Origin of the sequence: Flammeovirga aprica JL-4 (assembly GCF_012844305.1) — a bacterium.
GTDB lineage: Bacteria > Bacteroidota > Bacteroidia > Cytophagales > Flammeovirgaceae > Flammeovirga > Flammeovirga aprica.
Map to the genome: position 1 here is coordinate 1 of NZ_JABANE010000041.1, position 18,045 is coordinate 18,045.

Sequence of the window (18,045 nt, forward strand, 5' to 3'; positions counted from 1 at the left end):
ATATGATAATTGAAAAAACTCTTATTCTACATGAGGATCAGAAAGAATTGGCTCAACTATTTAATTTTAGGGTGTCCCAATGAGGAACTCAGGAGAGGAAATTATTATAAAAAATGACAGGGCTGTTGGGGTGAAAGTGAAAGAAAAACATGGAAAGTCATTTACGTTAAAGGAATACTATGCTCCAGTGATTATTTCTTCTGTTGGTTTCTATGGTACTTTTAATCATTTAGTAAAACAGAAAGTTGATTTCCTTTCTCAATTAGAAGAATTATCTGGAGGGATGAGTGCCATTTCTCTTTATATAGGCCTAAAGGAAAGTCCATCTAAATTAGGAGTGAAAGGAGAAAATTACTGGATTGCAGGTTCTTATGACCATGACGCCACTTATGAAACTCGAAATGATATTGTAAAAGGAGAAATTGACAGCTGTTACTTGTCTTTTCCTTCATTAAAAGAACAAAATCCAGAACAGCACACTGCCGAAATAATTTCTTTTGCCGACTTTGAGGCTTTTGAAAAATGGAAAGATGAGCCCTGGAAAAAGAGAGGAGAGGATTATGAAGCTTTGAAAAGTAAAATTGCTGAGGGACTCATTGCTTGCGTTGAAAAACAACATCCAGGTTTTAAGGATTTAATTGATTATTGCGAACTTTCTACACCTCTGACCATGGAAAACTTCACCTCCAAATTAGCCGGAAGAATGTACGGACTAGCACATACACCTCAACGTTTTAGTAGTGAATGGATTAAACCTCAGACACCTTTCAAAGGACTTTACATTACAGGCGGTGATATTTGTACTACCGGTGTAGTGGGTGCAATGATGGGTGGTGTTGCCACAGCATCAGCTTTAGACGGTGCTTTTGGCTTTGGTAAACACCTTTACAAAATCAGAAAATACAACAAAACAGAAGTTGAAGTATAAAATAAGAAGGTCAAGTAAAATGCTTGGCCTTTTTATATGAGCACACGATTTTTGTGTTTTAAATATCACAGAAAACAAAATAATTACATAAAAATGACACAGATCACCAAAAACTATCTTCTAGTAAAAACTCATTAACAGTATATTTTTGTAAAGCACAGTACACTCGGATATTTTTGTATAGATCATGTTACAATAAACCTAAGCAACTTACAACCGCAAAAAATTATGAATATTTACAGATGGGCCCTAGTTATTATTGCAAGTTTTATAGGAGTAGGTAATATCTGGCTGTTAGATTTCAGTGACCTAAGCTTTAGCAACAACATTTACGAATATTGTGGAATGGCCACTATGTTTGGAATCACATACTTGTTAGCAACTCAATCACGCATTAAGAAAAGTGACAAAAACACTCTTTCATAAAGTTTAATGATAGAAATTATATAAGTTTTCCTAAAAAACTGACATATCTTACCGAACTAAACTAAAACCTTCCTTACTTTGCAAATGAATTAAAAGTTAATTTTGCAATGGTATTTTTCAAGAGATGGTCGCGTAAAAACTATGCAATTTTTAATTCTCTCAAAAGGGAAATTAAAATTTGTACGCTGAACGTGTGCCTACATTTGAATGCTCCAACTTTAATTCGTGAATTTGTCATCAGACAAAACTTCGCTTTAGATGATCCGCCTGAAGAGGATGATTTCTTATTAAGTGAGTTAGAAATTTCACAATTAACGCTATTGAGCAACCCACAGAGTATTTCTGAAAGTAGTCGATCTGCCAGTCTATACAAAAACTTGCTAGATTCTACTAAAACTACTTTTTCTCGAATACCCTCCCTCCAACACGTATTAAGCTTTAATCTTATAAATCGTTTTCTTTTTGACGAGTCCAATACTCGTAAGGGAATTCTATTATCAAATTTTTCATAACCAAGAAGTCGTTTAACCGTCGGTTAAGCTATAGGCTTCTATATCCTAAATTTTAAAGGATAGGTTGGTGATGAGATAATAGAAAATGAAGATTTATCTTAGAACTTGATAGAAGAATATAGTTTGACATGGCGTACACTTCACAAAATTAAGTATGACATGCAAGCAAGTATTAGACATGATTGGACTAGACAAGAGGTAGCTGAAATTTATCACTTACCTTTAATGGAGTTAATGTACAAAGCTTCAACTATTCACAGAGAATATCAACAAACTGGTGAGGTACAAGTATGTACTTTGCTTTCTGTAAAAACTGGTGGATGTAAAGAAGACTGTAGCTACTGCTCTCAATCTGCACGCTATAATACACATGTTGAGCCTCATAAATTAATGACCACTGAGTCGGTAGTCAACAAAGCGAAACAAGCCAAAGAAAATGGTTCTACTCGTTTTTGTATGGGTGCGGCTTGGAGAGAAGCGAGATCTAACAAAGACTTCGAAAGAGTATTGGACATGGTAGGCCAAATCAATGAGATGGGCCTTGAGGTTTGTGCTACTTTAGGAATGTTAGACGAAGAGCAAGCAGAGGCACTAAAAGAAGCAGGACTTTACGCCTACAACCACAACTTAGACACAAGTAGAGAATATTACGAACAAGTAATTACGACAAGAACATTTGATGACCGTTTAGAAACGATCAAAAACGTTCAAAAAGCAAAGATTTCAGTATGTTCAGGTGGTATCATCGGGTTAGGTGAAACAGACGAAGACAGAATCGGAATGTTGACTACTTTAGCATGTCTTCCAACTCACCCTGAATCAGTTCCCGTAAACGCATTGGTTCCTGTAGAAGGTACGCCGATGGAAGGAAACAAAATGGTTTCTACATGGGAAATGATCCGTATGATCGCTACTGCTAGAATCATCATGCCACAAGCAATGGTTCGTTTATCAGCAGGTAGAACAGAAATGAGTACTGAGGCACAAGCACTTTGCTTTATGGCTGGCGCCAACTCCATCTTCGCTGGCGATCAATTGCTTACGACTCCAAACCCTGAAGAAGATGTGGACATGATCATGTTCAAAACACTTGGCCTATCGCCAAGAGCATCTTTCAAAGAAGAAGCGAAAACAAAATTGGAGAAAGACGCAGTTATATATTAAGAATGAAGAATGAACAATTAAGAATTGTGGTTCATAGCTAACGCAAGTTTTAAAAACGTATTAACTGGTTCAAGTCTTAAGCTGAAAGCGTGACTTGGACCCAAATAGGTAAAAAGTCTGTAGACTTTTAGTGTTTCTATAAGTCTACAGACTTATTCGAAATACAAGCACAAGTGACGCTGTCGCTTAACACTTGCGCTAGTTACCTTAATGGTTATTTACTACACTGAATTATAATTTTTAATTGTTCATTCCATCCTCACACAAGATGGAGCTATCACAACAATTATCGGCATTTAAGGAAACCCATCAATACAGGTCTTTGAAAGAGATTGACCGAAAAGATGGAGGTCATGTGCAATACCAAGGGAAAGACTTTATCAGTTTTACTTCCAATGATTATTTGGGTATTGCGTCTAACAAAGGACTTCAAGAAGCATTTTTAAAAGAAAACCAATCTGATTTTTTCAGCTTTGGTAGTGCATCCTCACGCCTTTTGGAAGGGCATTCCAGTATTTGTACGAAGCTGGAAAATACAATTGCTTCTGCGTATGGAAAACAAGCGTGTTTATGGATGAATAGTGGTTATCATGCCAATATTGGTTTGATGTCAAGTCTTCCTCAAAAAGGAGATTTGATATTATCGGACAAACTGAATCATGCGAGTATAGTTGACGGATTAAAGTTGGCTAAAGCGCAGTTTGAGCGATTCAGACATTTGGATTATGATCACTTAGAACGACTTCTAAAAAAGCACAGAGACAACTTCAATAAGGTATTTATAGTCTCTGAAGCCCTTTTCAGCATGGATGGCGATTGTTGTGATGTAAAGAAATTGGTAGCCTTAAAGCAAAAGTATAACTGTCATCTGATCATTGATGAAGCACATAGTGTGGGTGCTTTTGGTGAAAATGGACTAGGTTTATGTGAAGCAGAAGGCAAAATAGAAAACATTGATGTGATTGTTGCTCCTTGTGGAAAAGCATTGGGTGCAGTGGGCGCATTTGTGGTTTTATCAGCAGAATGGAAGGAGTATTTAATCAATACTTGCCGTTCTTTTATCTACACTACTGCTCTGCCTCCAATCAATACAGCGTGGCTGTTATTTACTTGGAAGAAAATCCAAAAAGCAGGCTCTCTTCGCTCACAATTGGAGGACAACACCAATTACTTTATTCAAAAAGCAAAGGAATCGGGAATAGACACTGTTTCTACAACCTATATTCAACCCATCATTATTGGAGACAATAAAGATTGTTTGGCTTTAGCCGAGGCTCTAAATCAAGAGGGAATTATTGTGAGTGCGATCCGTTATCCAACAGTTCCAAAAGGGACCGCAAGATTGAGACTTTCTATCACTTCCAATCATACCAAAAAAGAGATAGACAAGGTATTGGACATGATTAATCACTACAAAAAATCAGAAACACATGCAGACACATTGGTTAAATAAAAAGGATTCTGATAGCGTCATTATCTTTTTTGCAGGTTGGGGACAAAGCAGGCATTATTTCGAGCAAAACTTAACTTCTGAGAAGGATGTTTTGATGGTCTGTCAATATGAAAACCTTGATTTCAACAGTATCATTGAAGCCATTACTCCTTATAAAGAAAAAACAGTCATTGGGTGGTCTTTTGGAGTTCTTGTGGCTTCAAGATTTATGGAGACTTACTCTGATTATAATTATTCTATTGCCATCAACGGTTCATTAAAACCGGTGGATGATACAGAAGGAATTCCAACTGCCATTTTTAATGGAACCCTTCAGCTTTTATCTCAAAAATCTTGGGAGAAGTTTGCGTTTAGAATGATTGGTGATCGTTTAGTGTATACCTCATTTATTGAAAATAATGATAGAGAAATCGAGTCATTAAAAGAGGAACTCGCTTTCTTGGGACAATGTGAATCCCCATCGAAAACCATCACTTTTGATCAAGTTTTAGTAAGTCAAAAAGATAGAATTTTTCCCTCTGACAATTTGATGAATTCATGGATTCCCAAGGGGATCACACCGCAACTTATCGATACACATCACTTTCCATTTCATCATTATCACACATGGGAGAGCATTGGCCAACTCAATCAAACATTAAGCCTATGATTACTGTAGACAAACAAAAAGTAGCTTCTCGTTTTGGAAAAAATGTAGGCACATATGATAAAGAAGCTTTTATTCAAAAAGAAATTACCAACGAGCTTTATAAGGAAATTATAAAGCGTGAAACGCATTTTCATAAAGCATTTGAGATGGGGTGTGGCTCTGGTTTTTTAACGAAGCAAATAGAAAAAAATATCAGCGGTGATTATATCGTCAATGATCTTGATCCGCTTTGTACACATCAACTTTTGAGGGAGTTTCCAAGGTTACAATTCAAAGTGGGTGATATAGAAAATATTTCACTTCCTCAACATTTGGACTTGGTCATTTCTACTTCTGTTTTACAATGGATGGAAGATATTGATGCTCTTTTGAAGAGAATTTATAATGCACTTGAACCTGATGGACATTTTGCTTTTTCTACTTTTGGACCTTCCAATTTTTTAGAAATCAAAGCATTACTCAACCAAGGCTTGGAATACCTATCGATAGAGGAATGGAAATTCTTACTACAGAAAAACGGTTTCCAATTAATTGACGCTTGGGAATGGAAAGAAGAATGTCTTTTTGATTCAGGAACAGCTGTATTGAAACACATGAAAAACACTGGAGTAAACGGTACAGCCAAAAATCAGAAAGTATGGAATACTAGAATCTTACAACAGTTTAATACAGAATACCAAGATCATTTTTCTAAAAATGACAAGGTCACACTCACTTATCACCCTTTGTTTTTCATCCTAAAAAAATAAAATCATGAACCTATTTATATCAGCCATCAGTACGGATAGCGGGAAATCAATAGTCTCAGCTATTTTTACTGAAGCATTACAAGCTTCTTACTGGAAACCTGTTCAAGCAGGATTTCCTACAGATACTGAAACAGTACACGAACTTCTTCCTACAAAGAGTGAGAAAATACCTGAAGCCTACCTTTTAAAATATCCAATGTCTCCTCACGCTTCGGCTAGAAGAGAAAATATCAAAGTATCATTAGATAACATCACATTGCCTAAGCACTCTAAAGAGCATATGATCGTAGAAGGTGCAGGCGGTTTGATGGTACCATTGAATGATGATGAAATGGTAATTGATATTGCTGAAAAGCACAACTTGCCCATCGTATTGGTATCCAATACCTACCTCGGAAGTATCAACCACTCATTATTATCCATTCGTGAGATCCAAAGAAGAGGACTTGATTTGGTGGGGATCGTTTTTAACGGAGAGAAAAATGAGGACACAGAAAGCGTGATTCTTAAACATGCGAAAGTGCCTTGCTTACTTAGATTACCTCAATTAGAAGACCTTGAAGCGGAGACAATTAAAAAGTATGCTTCTATCGTCAAAGAAAACTTAATTGCCAACAACATCATTACCATTTCAGAACATGCATAAGAGTTTAGTAGAAAGAGATCAGAGTTGTATTTGGCACCCTTTTACAGCTCAAACATTGGCTCCTCCACCCCTTCCAGTAAAAAGAGCAAAAGGCACTAAAATCATTTTGGAAGACGGGACTGAAATTATAGATGCTGTTTCTTCATGGTGGGTCAATATTCATGGGCATGGCAATGAAGAGTTGGCAGAAACCTTAAAGCAACAGGCTTTAGATTTAGATCATATCATATTTGCTGGTTTTACGCATGAACCTGCTGTAAAATTGGCGGAGCAACTTATCCCTCAACTGAGAGGTGACCTTTCCCGTGTTTTCTTTTCGGATAACGGAAGTACTGCTAATGAGATTGCGATTAAGATGATCATTCAGTATTTCTACAACAAAGGAATACACACTCGTAAAAAAGTAATTGCTTTTGAGGGTGCCTATCACGGTGATACTTTTGGTGCATTGTCAATGGCAGATCGCTCACCGTTCTCTAAGCCCTTTGAAGATTATCTATTTGATGTGGATTTCCTTCCATTCCCGACAGAAGACAATTGGGAAGAAGTGAGAACACGTATGGAAACACTTTGTCAAACGGAAGAGTATTGTGCCTTTATTTTTGAACCTTTAGTTCAAGGTGCTTCAGGGATGAGAATGTACAAAAGTGAGTGGTTGGATGAATTGATGGGTATTGCTCATAATCATGGTACATTATGTATTGCTGACGAGGTAATGACCGGCTTTTACAGAACCGGTGAACTCTTCGCAACACATCACCTCAAAAACAACACGCCTGATATCATCACAATGTCCAAAGCATTGACAGGAGGAATTATGCCATTGAGCCTTACGATCTGCACCAATGAGATTTACAACGCTTACCTGACTGATGATGTATTGAAGACGTTCTTCCATGGTCATTCCTTCACCGGAAATCCATTGGCATGTGCCGTCGCTTCAAAAAGTCTGGAAATGCTGTTGAGTGAGGAAAGACAAGCACAGATTAAAAATATTGTTGCCTCTCATAAAGCCTTCAAAGAAAAGATTAAATCCACTCCTTTCTGTAAGTCTGTAAGACAAACGGGAACGATCCTAGCCATCGAATATGATAGTGAAAAAGAGACTTCATACTTCAATTCTATTAAAGATGAATTATATAAATATTTCTTGTCGGAAAATGTACTACTACGTCCTTTAGGTAATGTGGTGTATATCAATACGACCTATACAATTACGGAAGAAGAGTTAGAAAAAGTGTACGCCGTTATAGAAAAAGTTTTCTCAAAAGGAATCAGTCATGTCCAAAACAAAATATCAGAATTAACTTAATTTTTAACGTACACCTTGTTAAGCGTATAAAATTTGAAAACATTCACTGAATAAAGTATTTTAATTATATTATTTCTTGCTTTAGTGAAATAAAAATTGTTATTTAGTACATGAAAACAGCAATAAGAAATAGTTTTTGGGTTATTAAAGGAATTAAAAAGATCATCATTTTGTGATGATCTTTTTTTATTTTATTGCTCATATTGGAATACTACAAATAATCAATCACATATCCCCTCAATTGTCCAAAACTCATTTCAATGCATAATTTTAATATCTAACTAAGTTTCAGACTCAGTCATTTGAGGGAAAATTGTCCTGATTTAAAAAATAGAATTCATTAAAAGTAATTTTGTATTGGTAGTTATAAGCTCAAAAAGATTATTTTGATTAATATTGCTGTATGCACTTTTAAACTGAAAATAAACAATTTAATAAGATAAACTTTTTCAAACTATAGGAGTTCTCTTAGAGCATGCTTGAATCATCTCTTAATCACAAAGAGGACTAATATAAAACTGACAAGTAGAATTGTTCTATTTCTTACTTTTTAGATAAACATTATGAGCCAATACAATTATAAAGACATCTGTCATAAGGTGATCAAACTGACTGAAGAAGTCGGTCATTTCATTGCTACAGAAAGACAAAACTTTGATGACAGCAAAATAGAATATAAAGGCCTAAATGACCTTGTTTCTTATGTGGATAAAACTGCTGAAAAGAAAATTGTGGAAGGACTAGAAAGCATCATGCCTGAAGCGGGTTTTATTGGTGAAGAAGGGACGAATAGAAGTTCTAGCAATGGTTTGAAGTGGATTATTGATCCATTGGACGGCACTACCAACTTTATTCATGGCATTCCTATTTTCTCTATCAGTATTGGGCTGGTAAGCGAAACTGATTATTGCCTTGGAGTGGTTAGAGAAGTCAATCTTGATGAGTGTTTTTATGCTTGGAAAGATGGAGGAGCATTTTTAAATGGTTCACCTATTCATGTATCTAGACAAACTGAACTTAAAAGTGGATTGATTGCTACGGGATTTCCTTATTATGACTTTGAGAAAATGCCTCAGTACATGAATATTCTAATGGGAATGATGGAAGGCTGTCATGGTGTCCGCAGGCTAGGCTCTGCCGCTGTAGACCTTGCGTATGTGGCTTGTGGTCGTCTGGAAGGCTTCTTTGAGTATAACTTAAATGCTTGGGATGTAGCTGCAGGTGCTATCATTGTCAAAGAGGCTGGCGGTGTGGTTTCTACATTCTCCAACAACCCTTCTTATATTGAAGATAGAGAAATAATTGCCGCTCCTCCTAGTATTCACAAAGAAATGCAAAGTGTTATATACAAGAAATGGAATAGCTGATGCTATTCCATTTCATTGGCTGTTGTATCTCCTTTTGTTGTGAAGATATAAGTATCTGTCTTCGTCACGTCATCGTTATAAGTAGATTGCAACTCCAAACAATATTCAGTGAGAGAATCTAATCCTTCAAAAAGAAGACTTTTTGTCAAAATATCATCTTTAATCTGAATTTGATCATATGGAATGGTTTCTCTCTCTAATATTTTCTCATTTTCCCTTCTTGAAAACTTATAATGCAGATGGTAAGCACCTCTGTCTGTTTTCTGCCAGCCTACAATTTTCACATCAATAGCTAACTGAGATAGAGAATCTTCGACTTCTACTTCAAGTGCATCATGAAACACATGTTGCACCGGATCCAACAAGAACTCATCTGAACTATCTTCTTCACTCATACAAGAAGAAAACAGAAAGATGGTCATAATAAAAATTGATAAATAAATGCTCTTCATCTCGATAATACTATTGTCTTGAATATGACAATCAAACCCTTATGATTGACAATAATATCATCATTTTTTTCAAAATACAAAAGAGACACCCTTTTGAGATGTCTCTTTTATATTGAGTTACGGTTTATTAAGAACTAATTTGAACCCATTTTTTTGTATGAAAAACGCGTCAAATTACTTCAATTCCAACATTAAGGCTGAAGTTCCTTCGATTGAAATTACACCGCTTGACAAATCATATTTTTTTCCTGTTAGGATATCTGTTGCTGATTTTGCTCCTTTTAATGTCTCATTAAAACGATCTAATTTCAGCTCCGTCTTATCTGCATTTTTATTGAAAATTGTCATGACTTTCGTTTTCTCGTCAAATCTGAACATTACATAAGTTTCATTTTTTGGATAGTAATGCACGAGCTTACCTGTTTGTAAAGCAGTCGTTTTTGTTCTGTATTGATTTAACTTCTTGATAAGGTTCTGTGCATTTTTCTGTTGCTCATTCAAGCCTTCACCAGTAAATGCATTCACTTTATCACCTTCCCAGCCACCTGGCATGTCAATTCTCAATCCACCATGATCACCTGGGTTTTCAGGATATGACAATGTAATTTCAGTACCATAATACACTTGTGGAATACCTCTTAATGTATACAAGTATACCATAGCCATTTGATACAGATCGTAATTCTGATTCACTTGATCATAAATACGGGCCATATCATGGTTGTCCATAAATGTTACCAAGTTATATGGATCTACGTACAAGAAGTCATTGGCTAACATTCCGTGAGCGGCGCCAAAACTATCTTGCCAAGATTCATCTGGAGAAACGTTCAATGATTTTACAAATGCTTCTTGGTTAGGGAAGTCCATCATTGACGGCATATAACATTTATAGCCATTCGTATTTACCTTACCTACTTGCCATCTTGCAATTAGTGCTGGGTTTGAAGTCCATTCTTCACCTACAATATTGAAGTTAGGATATTCTTCCATGATACTTCTAGACCAGTCACTCATAAATTCTGGGTCAGGATAAGAGAATGTATCTTGACGAATACCACCAAGTCCTGCATACTCAACCCACCAAATTGAATTTTGAATTAAGTATTTTGACATCAAAGGATTCGATTGATTCAAATCAGGCATTCTGTCTACAAACCATCCATCACTAAAAGCCCTCTTCTCTGAAGGAGTTGTGTATGGATCAGCTAAAGAAGATCTGTTGTGGTTTGTTGTAGGCTTCACAGCTTTATCAGCAGAGTGATACCAATCTTTTGTTGGAAGGTCTTTTGTCCACCAGTGGTTTAAACCTGCATGGTTTTCCACTTGGTCCATGATGATTTTGATGCCTCTTTTCTTTGCTTCGTCTACTAAACGAACATAATCTTCGTTTGAACCATAACGAGCATCAACTTTGTAATAATCTGTGATTGCATAACCATGGTAAGAATAATCCACCTGATTACTTTCTAATACTGGGCAAATCCAAATTGCAGTGAAACCAAGGCCTTTGAGATAATCTAAATTATCAATGATACCTTGAAGGTCACCACCATGACGCTTACCATTGTCAGAACGGTCTGTATCTTCGTACATTCCTTCTACATGATCATTTTCAGGAATTGCATTGGCAAAACGGTCCGGCGTGATCAAATACATCACGTCTTCATTAGAAAAACCTTTTCTGTTAGCTGAGTTTTTCGCTCTTGCCTTTAATTCATAATCATAGGTGAATACTACTTTACCTTTTCTTTTGAATTGGATAGGGAATTTCCCAGGCTCGACTGTTTCGCTTAGTTTAAGGTTCAAAAACAAATAATTAGGGTTTTCTACCTTAATCACCTGTTCTAAAGTCACACCTTCATACGCAATTGAAGGGTCTAAATCATTGATGTTTTCACCATGCACAAGTACTTGAAGTTCTGGATTGACCATTCCTGCCCACCAAAATGCTGGCTCTACACGGTCAATAGACACTTTTCCTTTCGCATGAGAAAAACTGAGTATAGTGATACTCATCAAGAGGGTTAGTAAGTATTTCATTTTCATATTTAAAAGATTACAATAATATTTTTGTAGTTGTTGCACACTACAAGAAGTGATGTAAATTCAACATACAATTAACAACGTAAAGAAGGGATATAAAAGAACATTCAACAGTTTTAGGATTGTTTAGTATAACGTCTGTAAATATTCAACTTCAAATTATAAATAATCCTACTTTTCCCTTCAAATTTATTGTTTTTCTTTACTATGAAATTTTTGCTTAACCCTCAGTATCATTTAAGTTACTGCACTTCTTTTTCTCTCTCTCTTTGAGCCGCTTCTAATTTATCGTTCATGTCTTTCTTTAATTTCACAAGTGTTTTGAACTTGATGAAAGAACCGAATACAAACAAAAAGAAGGACGCTACTAACATAGAATATTTAACAGTTGCTTCATCTTTATAAATTGTAAATGAACAGACAACCATTATTATTCCTACCAATGTAAATAAGTAACCATGCATAATGTTTAGTGAAAAGTTTATTAGTATTGTTTTAAAAAAGCCATCAGACGACGTAAGTACCACCTATCTCTTCCTGAAGATTCAAGGAAACCTACATGTCCTCCGTACTTAGGGACCTCCAAATATAACTGATCATTCCCAATAGCTTCTACATATGGGTAACATTCATTAGATAAAAAGGGGTCATCTTGGGCATTTAGTATCAAAGTTGGGATAGAAATGGCCGGAAGAAACTGTTTTGAACTGCATTTTGTCCAGTAATCATCTGCATCTGCAAAGCCGTGAACAGGAGCTGTATAGAGATTATCAAACTCTATGAAAGAGGTTACTTTCTCCATCAAAAGAATTTTTGCAGAGTCGGGATCTTCTCTTCTGAGTTTTTCTATTGCCTTCTTTTTCAATGACACCAACAGGTCATTCTGGTAAAACCAATTCTTTCTTTGCTGAAGGGTAACTACTGAAGAGTTGAGGTGAACCGGAACTGATACAGCCACTGCCGCTTTGATTTTAGGGTGCAGTTCCTGAGCATTTTCGCCTAAGTATTTCAGCGTTATATTACCTCCCAAACTAAAACCTATGATATATATTTTGCGGTAATTGTCTATAATCTTGTTCAAAAGAAAATCCAACTCCTCTGTTCTGCCACTATGATAAGATGTTTTCTTAAGATTAAGCTCACCACTGCAGCTTTTTTGATTCATAGCCCATACATCCCACATTTTTGAGAAGTAATCTGCTATTTCCAAAATATAGCCTGATTTTGAAGAACCTTCAAGGCCATGAAGTATCACCACAGCCGTATCTGACTCACTCAATATGGTGTCTACATCAAAAAAATCATTATCAAGGGTTTCAAAACGTTTTCTAAAGTATTTGGGTGTTTTTTGTTTTTTGATACGATTCGAGAAAATCGTATTGACATGTGGGTTTTTAAACCAAAAGTTTGGTGAAAACTGAGAATTAATAATTGGCATTATGATAATTGTTTTAACATCCAAATCGAACATCCATGGTGAGAGGTGTCTCCCAACGGTTTCTCAATACTTACAAAACCTACTTTTTTATAGAGTTCAATTCCTTTTGACAGTTCGGGCATTGTTTCCAAATAGCAACTAGAATAATTCCTATTTTCAGCAAAATCAAGGCATTTTTCAATAAGCATTCTCCCCCATCCTTTTCCTCTTCCTTCTTGTTTCAAATATATTTTCTGAAGTTCACAGACCGAAGGATCTCCTCCTTCTAAAACATTGATTCCAGCACCGCCCATAATTTCATTATTCTCTTCAATGACATAATAAACGGCATTTTCTGCTTGATAAACTTCACTCAACTTAAAAAGCTGTTTATCAAAATAGGCTGTGCCAGGCACATTTGCTTTATGTTCTTCTAAAACTCTCTGAATTAAATGTCCTATTTCATCATTGTCTGATGCTTGAATGGGCCTGATTTGCATATTCACTTTTTTTGGCCACAAATTTAAGCAGAATATAAGTACTAGGACAGAAAAAAAGGTTAGCATTTTCACAAATACTAACCTTTATCCAAAATCTATAAATCTTTATACTTTAGTTTTCACATGCAATGCGTGATTGTTATAACTATAGTTTTTAATGAAGTCATTAAATGATACTTCAATTTGATCAGTATTGCTTTTTTGAGCAAGTACAAGTTTAGCGTTATGGTATCTTTTCATCAACCTCTCGTCAGTTTGAAATATAATTTCATTCTCCGTCTTTTCAGAAGGCAATAATTTGTATACCTCATGAAGTTGGTCATTCATCAATTCAACTAATACATACTCATCTGTAAACTTTACAGACATTTTCATATCTACATCTTTTTCATTTGATGATTTGATGACTCCAGAATACCAAGTACGCTTTTGACAAGGTAATTCGACAGAGGTTGACATACATGATTCAAAAATCACGATAAAGACTAATAGTACAGCAACTATACCTAAAGATAGTTTGTGTTTGGTAGTAATTTCCATTTAACGATAAATAAGGAGTTATTAATATTAAAAAAATTTATGCAGTAACACTCGTCTTAACATAGTTCCTTTAAGACAATACTAATTTAACAACTTCTGCTTATTAATTTCAACCAAACAACATGCACAATGCTCTTATTAACAATTAGTTAGAAAAATTTATTATTTAGGTAAAAAAATATTTAAAATAAAATTGATTAGATAAAAACCACCCTTATATATAACATTGTTCTCGATTAAACATTTATTAAAATATGTATATCTATTTTAATAAATAACACCAAACACTATTCAACAAATACTAAGCACATCAACTAAGGTCTTATATATCATGTTTATAATGTTGTAAATCAACCTATTTAATAACATGAAATCTATAACCCTATTCTTTACCTCCCTATTATTAATCTCTAATGTACTATTGGCTGATAATGTAGAAGACGAAAAAAATGCAAAGAGAAACTATGATTCGTCTAATGCTCCAAAAATCAAAACAGCACCTTTTTCAAGAGGTGTAGGTGATGATGCTACATTGGAAATCTTTGTAGAAGGGAAACACAAAATGCTTATTGACCGTCAGACGGAAAACATTCTGTTTGATAAATTGGTGGAAGGCAAAGACTTTGTCCGTGTATACACAGATTATACAGATGGTCAGAAAGCACTGATTGTTTGGCAGGCTCAAAAAAAGAAAAAGTCTGAAGAGGTGAAGTGGAAAATTTATACTTATAAGTATTTCCCTTCTTTAGGCTGGAGACCTGTTGATAACAGAACCACTAAAGTAAAATCTTTCAAATAAACACTAGAAAAATAGTTGAGGCAAAAAAAAGCTGTCCTAGACATTAAGTTTAAGACAGCTTTTTTATTGATTAAAAATTCTTTCTAGAATTCAGCACTTTTTGGTGCTCTTGGGAAAGGTATTACGTCACGGATGTTACCCATACCTGTCACGAACAATACAATTCTTTCGAATCCTAAACCGAAACCAGAGTGAGGTGCTGTACCGAACTTACGAAGCTCCAAGTACCACCAAAGCTCCTCTTGAGGAACTCCCATTTCATTCATTCTGGTCAATAGCTTGTCATACGACTCCTCTCTTTGAGAACCACCGATGATTTCACCAATACCAGGGAATAAAACGTCCATTGCTCTTACTGTTTTACCATCATCATTTTGTTTCATGTAGAATGATTTGATGTCTTTAGGGTAATCAGTAAGAATTACTGGCTTCTTGTATTCTTTTTCTACTAAGTATCTTTCGTGCTCAGATTGTAAATCAATACCCCAATCTACAGGATATTTGAATTTACCTTTCTTGAATGGCTTAGATCTCTTCAATACTTCAATTGCCTCAGTGTAAGTCAATCTTTCGAAGTCATTTTTAGAAACAAAGTCTAAACGCTCTAATAAACCAAGGTCTGAACGCTCGTTTTGAGGCTTACCTTTTTGCTCTTGAGCATAACGCTGGTCTAAGAACTTCAAGTCATCAGGACACTGCTCCATAGCGAAGTCGATCAAGTATTTGATCATTTCCTCAGCAAGATCCATGTTATCATCTAAGTCATAGAATGCCATCTCCGGCTCAATCATCCAGAATTCCGCCAAGTGACGAGAAGTATTTGAGTTTTCTGCACGGAATGTAGGTCCAAATGTATAAACCTCACCCATTGACATTGCTCCAACTTCTGCTTCCAACTGACCAGAAACAGATAAGTTCACAGCCTTACCAAAGAAATCTTCTTTGTAATCTACTTCGCCATCTTCTGTTTTTGGAGGGTTTAAAGGATCGAAGTTTGTTACTCTGAACATCTCGCCTGCACCTTCAGCATCAGAACCTGTGATGATAGGCGTGTGCATATAAAGGAATCCTTTTTCATTGAAGAATTTGTGGATACCGTATGCTAAAGCGTTTCTTACTCTGTATACTGCACTCATTACTTGCGTACGAGGGCGTAAGTGAGCTTTCTCTCTCAAGAATTCCAAAGAGTGTCTTTTAGGTTGTAATGGATACTCATCTGGATCCGCGTCACCTAAAATTTCTATCTTCTCAACAACGATTTCGATGCTTTGACCTTTACCTTGAGATTCAACTACTTCACCGTCGATTGCAACAGCAGCACTAGTAGTTAATCTTTTAAGTAGATCTTCGTCTGTATTTTCAAAATCTACCACTGCTTGCAAATTATTGATAGTAGAACCGTCATTCAAGGCAATGAAACGATTGCTTCTAAATGTTCTAATCCATCCTTTTACAGTTACTTTGGCTCCAACTTCACCGTGGGCCAGCAAGTCTTTAATCTTTATTCTTTTCACTTGCGTGGTAGTTTAAATGTTTAAAATAAAAATGACATACTTAATACGTATGTCGAAAATTGAGCACAAATATAAAAAGTTTAGCCTAGTTTTATAGTTACTTTACAACGATTTAATGAATTATACACTCTTTTATATTGATTCTATTCGAATTGATGTCTCTAAATCATAATTAACAAAGGTTAATACGCAAAAGTATGTCCTGCCAATTATTTTGAGTAGAATAGAATATTGAAATGGATAGTACCAATTAAAAATAGTACCGTTTTTTAAAATCAGATTTACAGCATCTGTTATTCTTTAAATTCATCTAACTCTATCGACTAATGAAAAGCAAACCAATCCTAGCCGGAAGTGCTGGTGTTATAGTGTTAATCCTATCGTATTTTTTCTTTTTTAATGAATCTTCAGAAGAAGTATTACTGACAAAAGCAAGGTTTGGAGACCTGCATATCAACGTTTCCACTACGGGTGAACTTGAAGCTAAAAACTTCGTGGAAATTCAAGGGCCTATGAAAATGCAACAAGCCGGAATTTGGGAAACAAAACTCAACTCTTTGGTTCCTGAGGGAACTGTAGTCAAAAAAGGAGATAAAGTAGCTCAATTAGATGCTTCATCTTTGGCTGACAAACTCACACAACGTCAATCTGACCTTACAAAGGCCGAATCACAATGGGAACAAAATAAATTGGATACGGCACTTCAGCTTAGCCAGGAAAGAGACAAAATTATCAACCTTGAATTTAGTGTTGAAGAGAAAAAATTAGCATTGGAACAATCTGCTTTTGAACCCCCTGCCACAATCAAGCAAGCAGAAATAGAAGTACTAAAAGCAGAAAGAGATTTAGAGCAAACAAAGTCGAATTACAGCGTGAAGCAACAGCAGCTAAGTGCCAAAATGAGGGAAATAACGGCCACTTTAAATGAAGCGAAAAGGAAGGTTCAGTTTCTTCAAGATTTGTTTGCAGAGTTTACCATTTTTGCTCCTGAAGAAGGAATGGTGATTTATGCAAAAGACTGGAATGGCAAGAAAAAGAAAGAGGGATCTACCATCAGAGGATGGGACCCCGTGGTGGCTACTTTGCCCGATTTATCTGTTATGATTTCAAAAACTTATGTCAATGAAGTCGACATCCGTAAAATTAAACCAGAGCAAAAAGTAATGTTAGGATTGGATGCTTTTCCTGATAAAGCACTGACTGGAAAGGTAACGAAAGTAGCCAACGTGGGAGAACAAAAGCCTAACTCTGACGCTAAAGTTTTTGAGGTGATTATTCTTGTCAATGAATCTGACAGCACCCTCCGTCCCTCTATGACCACTTCTAATGTAATTCAGACCAATTTTATCGAAAACACATTACTTCTGCCTTTAGAAGCCATCCATGCCGAAGGTGATTCTATCAATTATGTTTATAAAAAAGCAGTCAGCGGGTTTGAAAAAAGAGAAGTGAAAACAGGTGAAATGAACGATAAAGATATTGAGATTTTAGAAGGACTTTCTCCTGATGATGTGGTGGCATTGTCTACACCTACCAACATTTCTAAAGATATTATTTTAATTCAATAAGCA

At 35.7% G+C, this 18,045-nt stretch carries 17 protein-coding genes; 10 read left to right on the top strand and 7 right to left on the bottom strand.

Features of this window, described 5'->3' with window-relative positions; all coding sequences use genetic code 11:
* Nucleotides 1-79: 79 nt before the first annotated feature.
* The 8 genes from HHU12_RS15560 to HHU12_RS15595 all read left to right on the top strand — a co-directional run bounded on the left by HHU12_RS15560 (nt 80) and on the right by HHU12_RS15595 (nt 9,206).
* Nucleotides 80-928 (top strand): phytoene desaturase family protein, encoded by an 849-nt coding sequence (locus HHU12_RS15560; RefSeq protein ID WP_169657671.1) that lies wholly within the window; start codon nt 80-82, stop codon nt 926-928.
* A 1,097-nt stretch (nt 929-2,025) separates the two neighbouring features.
* Complete coding sequence (gene bioB, locus HHU12_RS15565) at nt 2,026-3,030, top strand: biotin synthase BioB (RefSeq protein ID WP_169657672.1); 1,005 nt, start codon at nt 2,026-2,028, stop codon at nt 3,028-3,030.
* Nucleotides 3,031-3,298: 268 nt separating this feature from the next.
* Complete coding sequence (locus HHU12_RS15570; RefSeq protein ID WP_169657673.1) at nt 3,299-4,483, top strand: aminotransferase class I/II-fold pyridoxal phosphate-dependent enzyme; 1,185 nt, start codon at nt 3,299-3,301, stop codon at nt 4,481-4,483.
* On the top strand, nt 4,461-5,132 hold the full coding sequence (locus HHU12_RS15575; RefSeq protein ID WP_169657674.1) for a pimeloyl-ACP methyl esterase BioG family protein: 672 nt from the start codon (nt 4,461-4,463) through the stop codon (nt 5,130-5,132). Before HHU12_RS15570 ends, HHU12_RS15575 begins: the two co-directional genes overlap by 23 nt.
* Nucleotides 5,129-5,881 carry a malonyl-ACP O-methyltransferase BioC gene (bioC, locus tag HHU12_RS15580; protein ID WP_169657675.1) on the top strand — a complete coding sequence of 251 codons (753 nt, stop codon included), beginning with the start codon at nt 5,129-5,131 and terminating at the stop codon, nt 5,879-5,881. Before HHU12_RS15575 ends, bioC begins: the two co-directional genes overlap by 4 nt.
* Nucleotides 5,882-5,885: 4 nt before the next feature.
* Nucleotides 5,886-6,527, top strand: coding sequence for a dethiobiotin synthase (bioD, locus tag HHU12_RS15585; RefSeq protein ID WP_169657676.1), 642 nt, complete (start codon nt 5,886-5,888; stop codon nt 6,525-6,527).
* Nucleotides 6,520-7,839 (top strand): adenosylmethionine--8-amino-7-oxononanoate transaminase, encoded by a 1,320-nt coding sequence (gene bioA / locus HHU12_RS15590; RefSeq protein ID WP_169657677.1) that lies wholly within the window; start codon nt 6,520-6,522, stop codon nt 7,837-7,839. The genes bioD and bioA overlap by 8 nt, the downstream gene beginning before the upstream one ends.
* A 563-nt stretch (nt 7,840-8,402) precedes the next feature.
* Entirely contained in the window at nt 8,403-9,206 is an 804-nt protein-coding gene (locus HHU12_RS15595; protein ID WP_169657678.1) for an inositol monophosphatase family protein, read from the top strand.
* Nucleotides 9,207-9,208: 2 nt separating this feature from the next.
* Here the strand turns inward: HHU12_RS15595 and HHU12_RS15600 are convergent, their stop codons facing one another.
* The 6 genes from HHU12_RS15600 to HHU12_RS15625 form a co-directional block, all read right to left on the bottom strand.
* Complete coding sequence (locus tag HHU12_RS15600; RefSeq protein ID WP_205959893.1) at nt 9,209-9,628, bottom strand: hypothetical protein; 420 nt, start codon at nt 9,626-9,628, stop codon at nt 9,209-9,211.
* 204 nt (nt 9,629-9,832) lie between these two features.
* Complete coding sequence (locus HHU12_RS15605) at nt 9,833-11,701, bottom strand: glycoside hydrolase family 13 protein (RefSeq protein WP_240970988.1); 1,869 nt, start codon at nt 11,699-11,701, stop codon at nt 9,833-9,835.
* Between the two features lie 245 nt (nt 11,702-11,946).
* A complete protein-coding gene (locus HHU12_RS15610; RefSeq protein WP_169657681.1) occupies nt 11,947-12,168 on the bottom strand; it encodes a hypothetical protein in 222 nt (73 codons plus the stop codon).
* Nucleotides 12,169-12,188: 20 nt separating this feature from the next.
* The gene (locus HHU12_RS15615) at nt 12,189-13,142 is read right to left on the bottom strand and encodes a YheT family hydrolase (protein WP_169657682.1); all 954 of its coding nucleotides are present in this window, start codon (nt 13,140-13,142) and stop codon (nt 12,189-12,191) included.
* Nucleotides 13,142-13,621 (bottom strand): GNAT family N-acetyltransferase, encoded by a 480-nt coding sequence (locus HHU12_RS15620; protein WP_169657683.1) that lies wholly within the window; start codon nt 13,619-13,621, stop codon nt 13,142-13,144. Before HHU12_RS15620 ends, HHU12_RS15615 begins: the two co-directional genes overlap by 1 nt.
* Nucleotides 13,622-13,726: 105 nt before the next feature.
* Nucleotides 13,727-14,080: a hypothetical protein gene (locus HHU12_RS15625; protein WP_169657684.1), complete on the bottom strand. Its 354-nt coding sequence runs from the start codon at nt 14,078-14,080 to the stop codon at nt 13,727-13,729.
* A 448-nt stretch (nt 14,081-14,528) separates the two neighbouring features.
* Here HHU12_RS15625 and HHU12_RS15630 point away from each other — a divergent pair, with 448 nt between their 5' ends.
* Nucleotides 14,529-14,960 carry a hypothetical protein gene (locus HHU12_RS15630; RefSeq protein WP_169657685.1) on the top strand — a complete coding sequence of 144 codons (432 nt, stop codon included), beginning with the start codon at nt 14,529-14,531 and terminating at the stop codon, nt 14,958-14,960.
* A gap of 83 nt (nt 14,961-15,043) precedes the next feature.
* On the opposite strand, the gene asnS is transcribed toward HHU12_RS15630, so the two are convergent.
* A complete protein-coding gene (gene asnS, locus HHU12_RS15635) occupies nt 15,044-16,474 on the bottom strand; it encodes an asparagine--tRNA ligase (RefSeq protein ID WP_044205150.1) in 1,431 nt (476 codons plus the stop codon).
* A gap of 326 nt (nt 16,475-16,800) precedes the next feature.
* Between asnS and HHU12_RS15640 the strand changes: the two genes are divergently transcribed.
* Nucleotides 16,801-18,042 (top strand): efflux RND transporter periplasmic adaptor subunit, encoded by a 1,242-nt coding sequence (locus HHU12_RS15640; protein WP_169657686.1) that lies wholly within the window; start codon nt 16,801-16,803, stop codon nt 18,040-18,042.
* Nucleotides 18,043-18,045 lie beyond the last annotated feature (3 nt).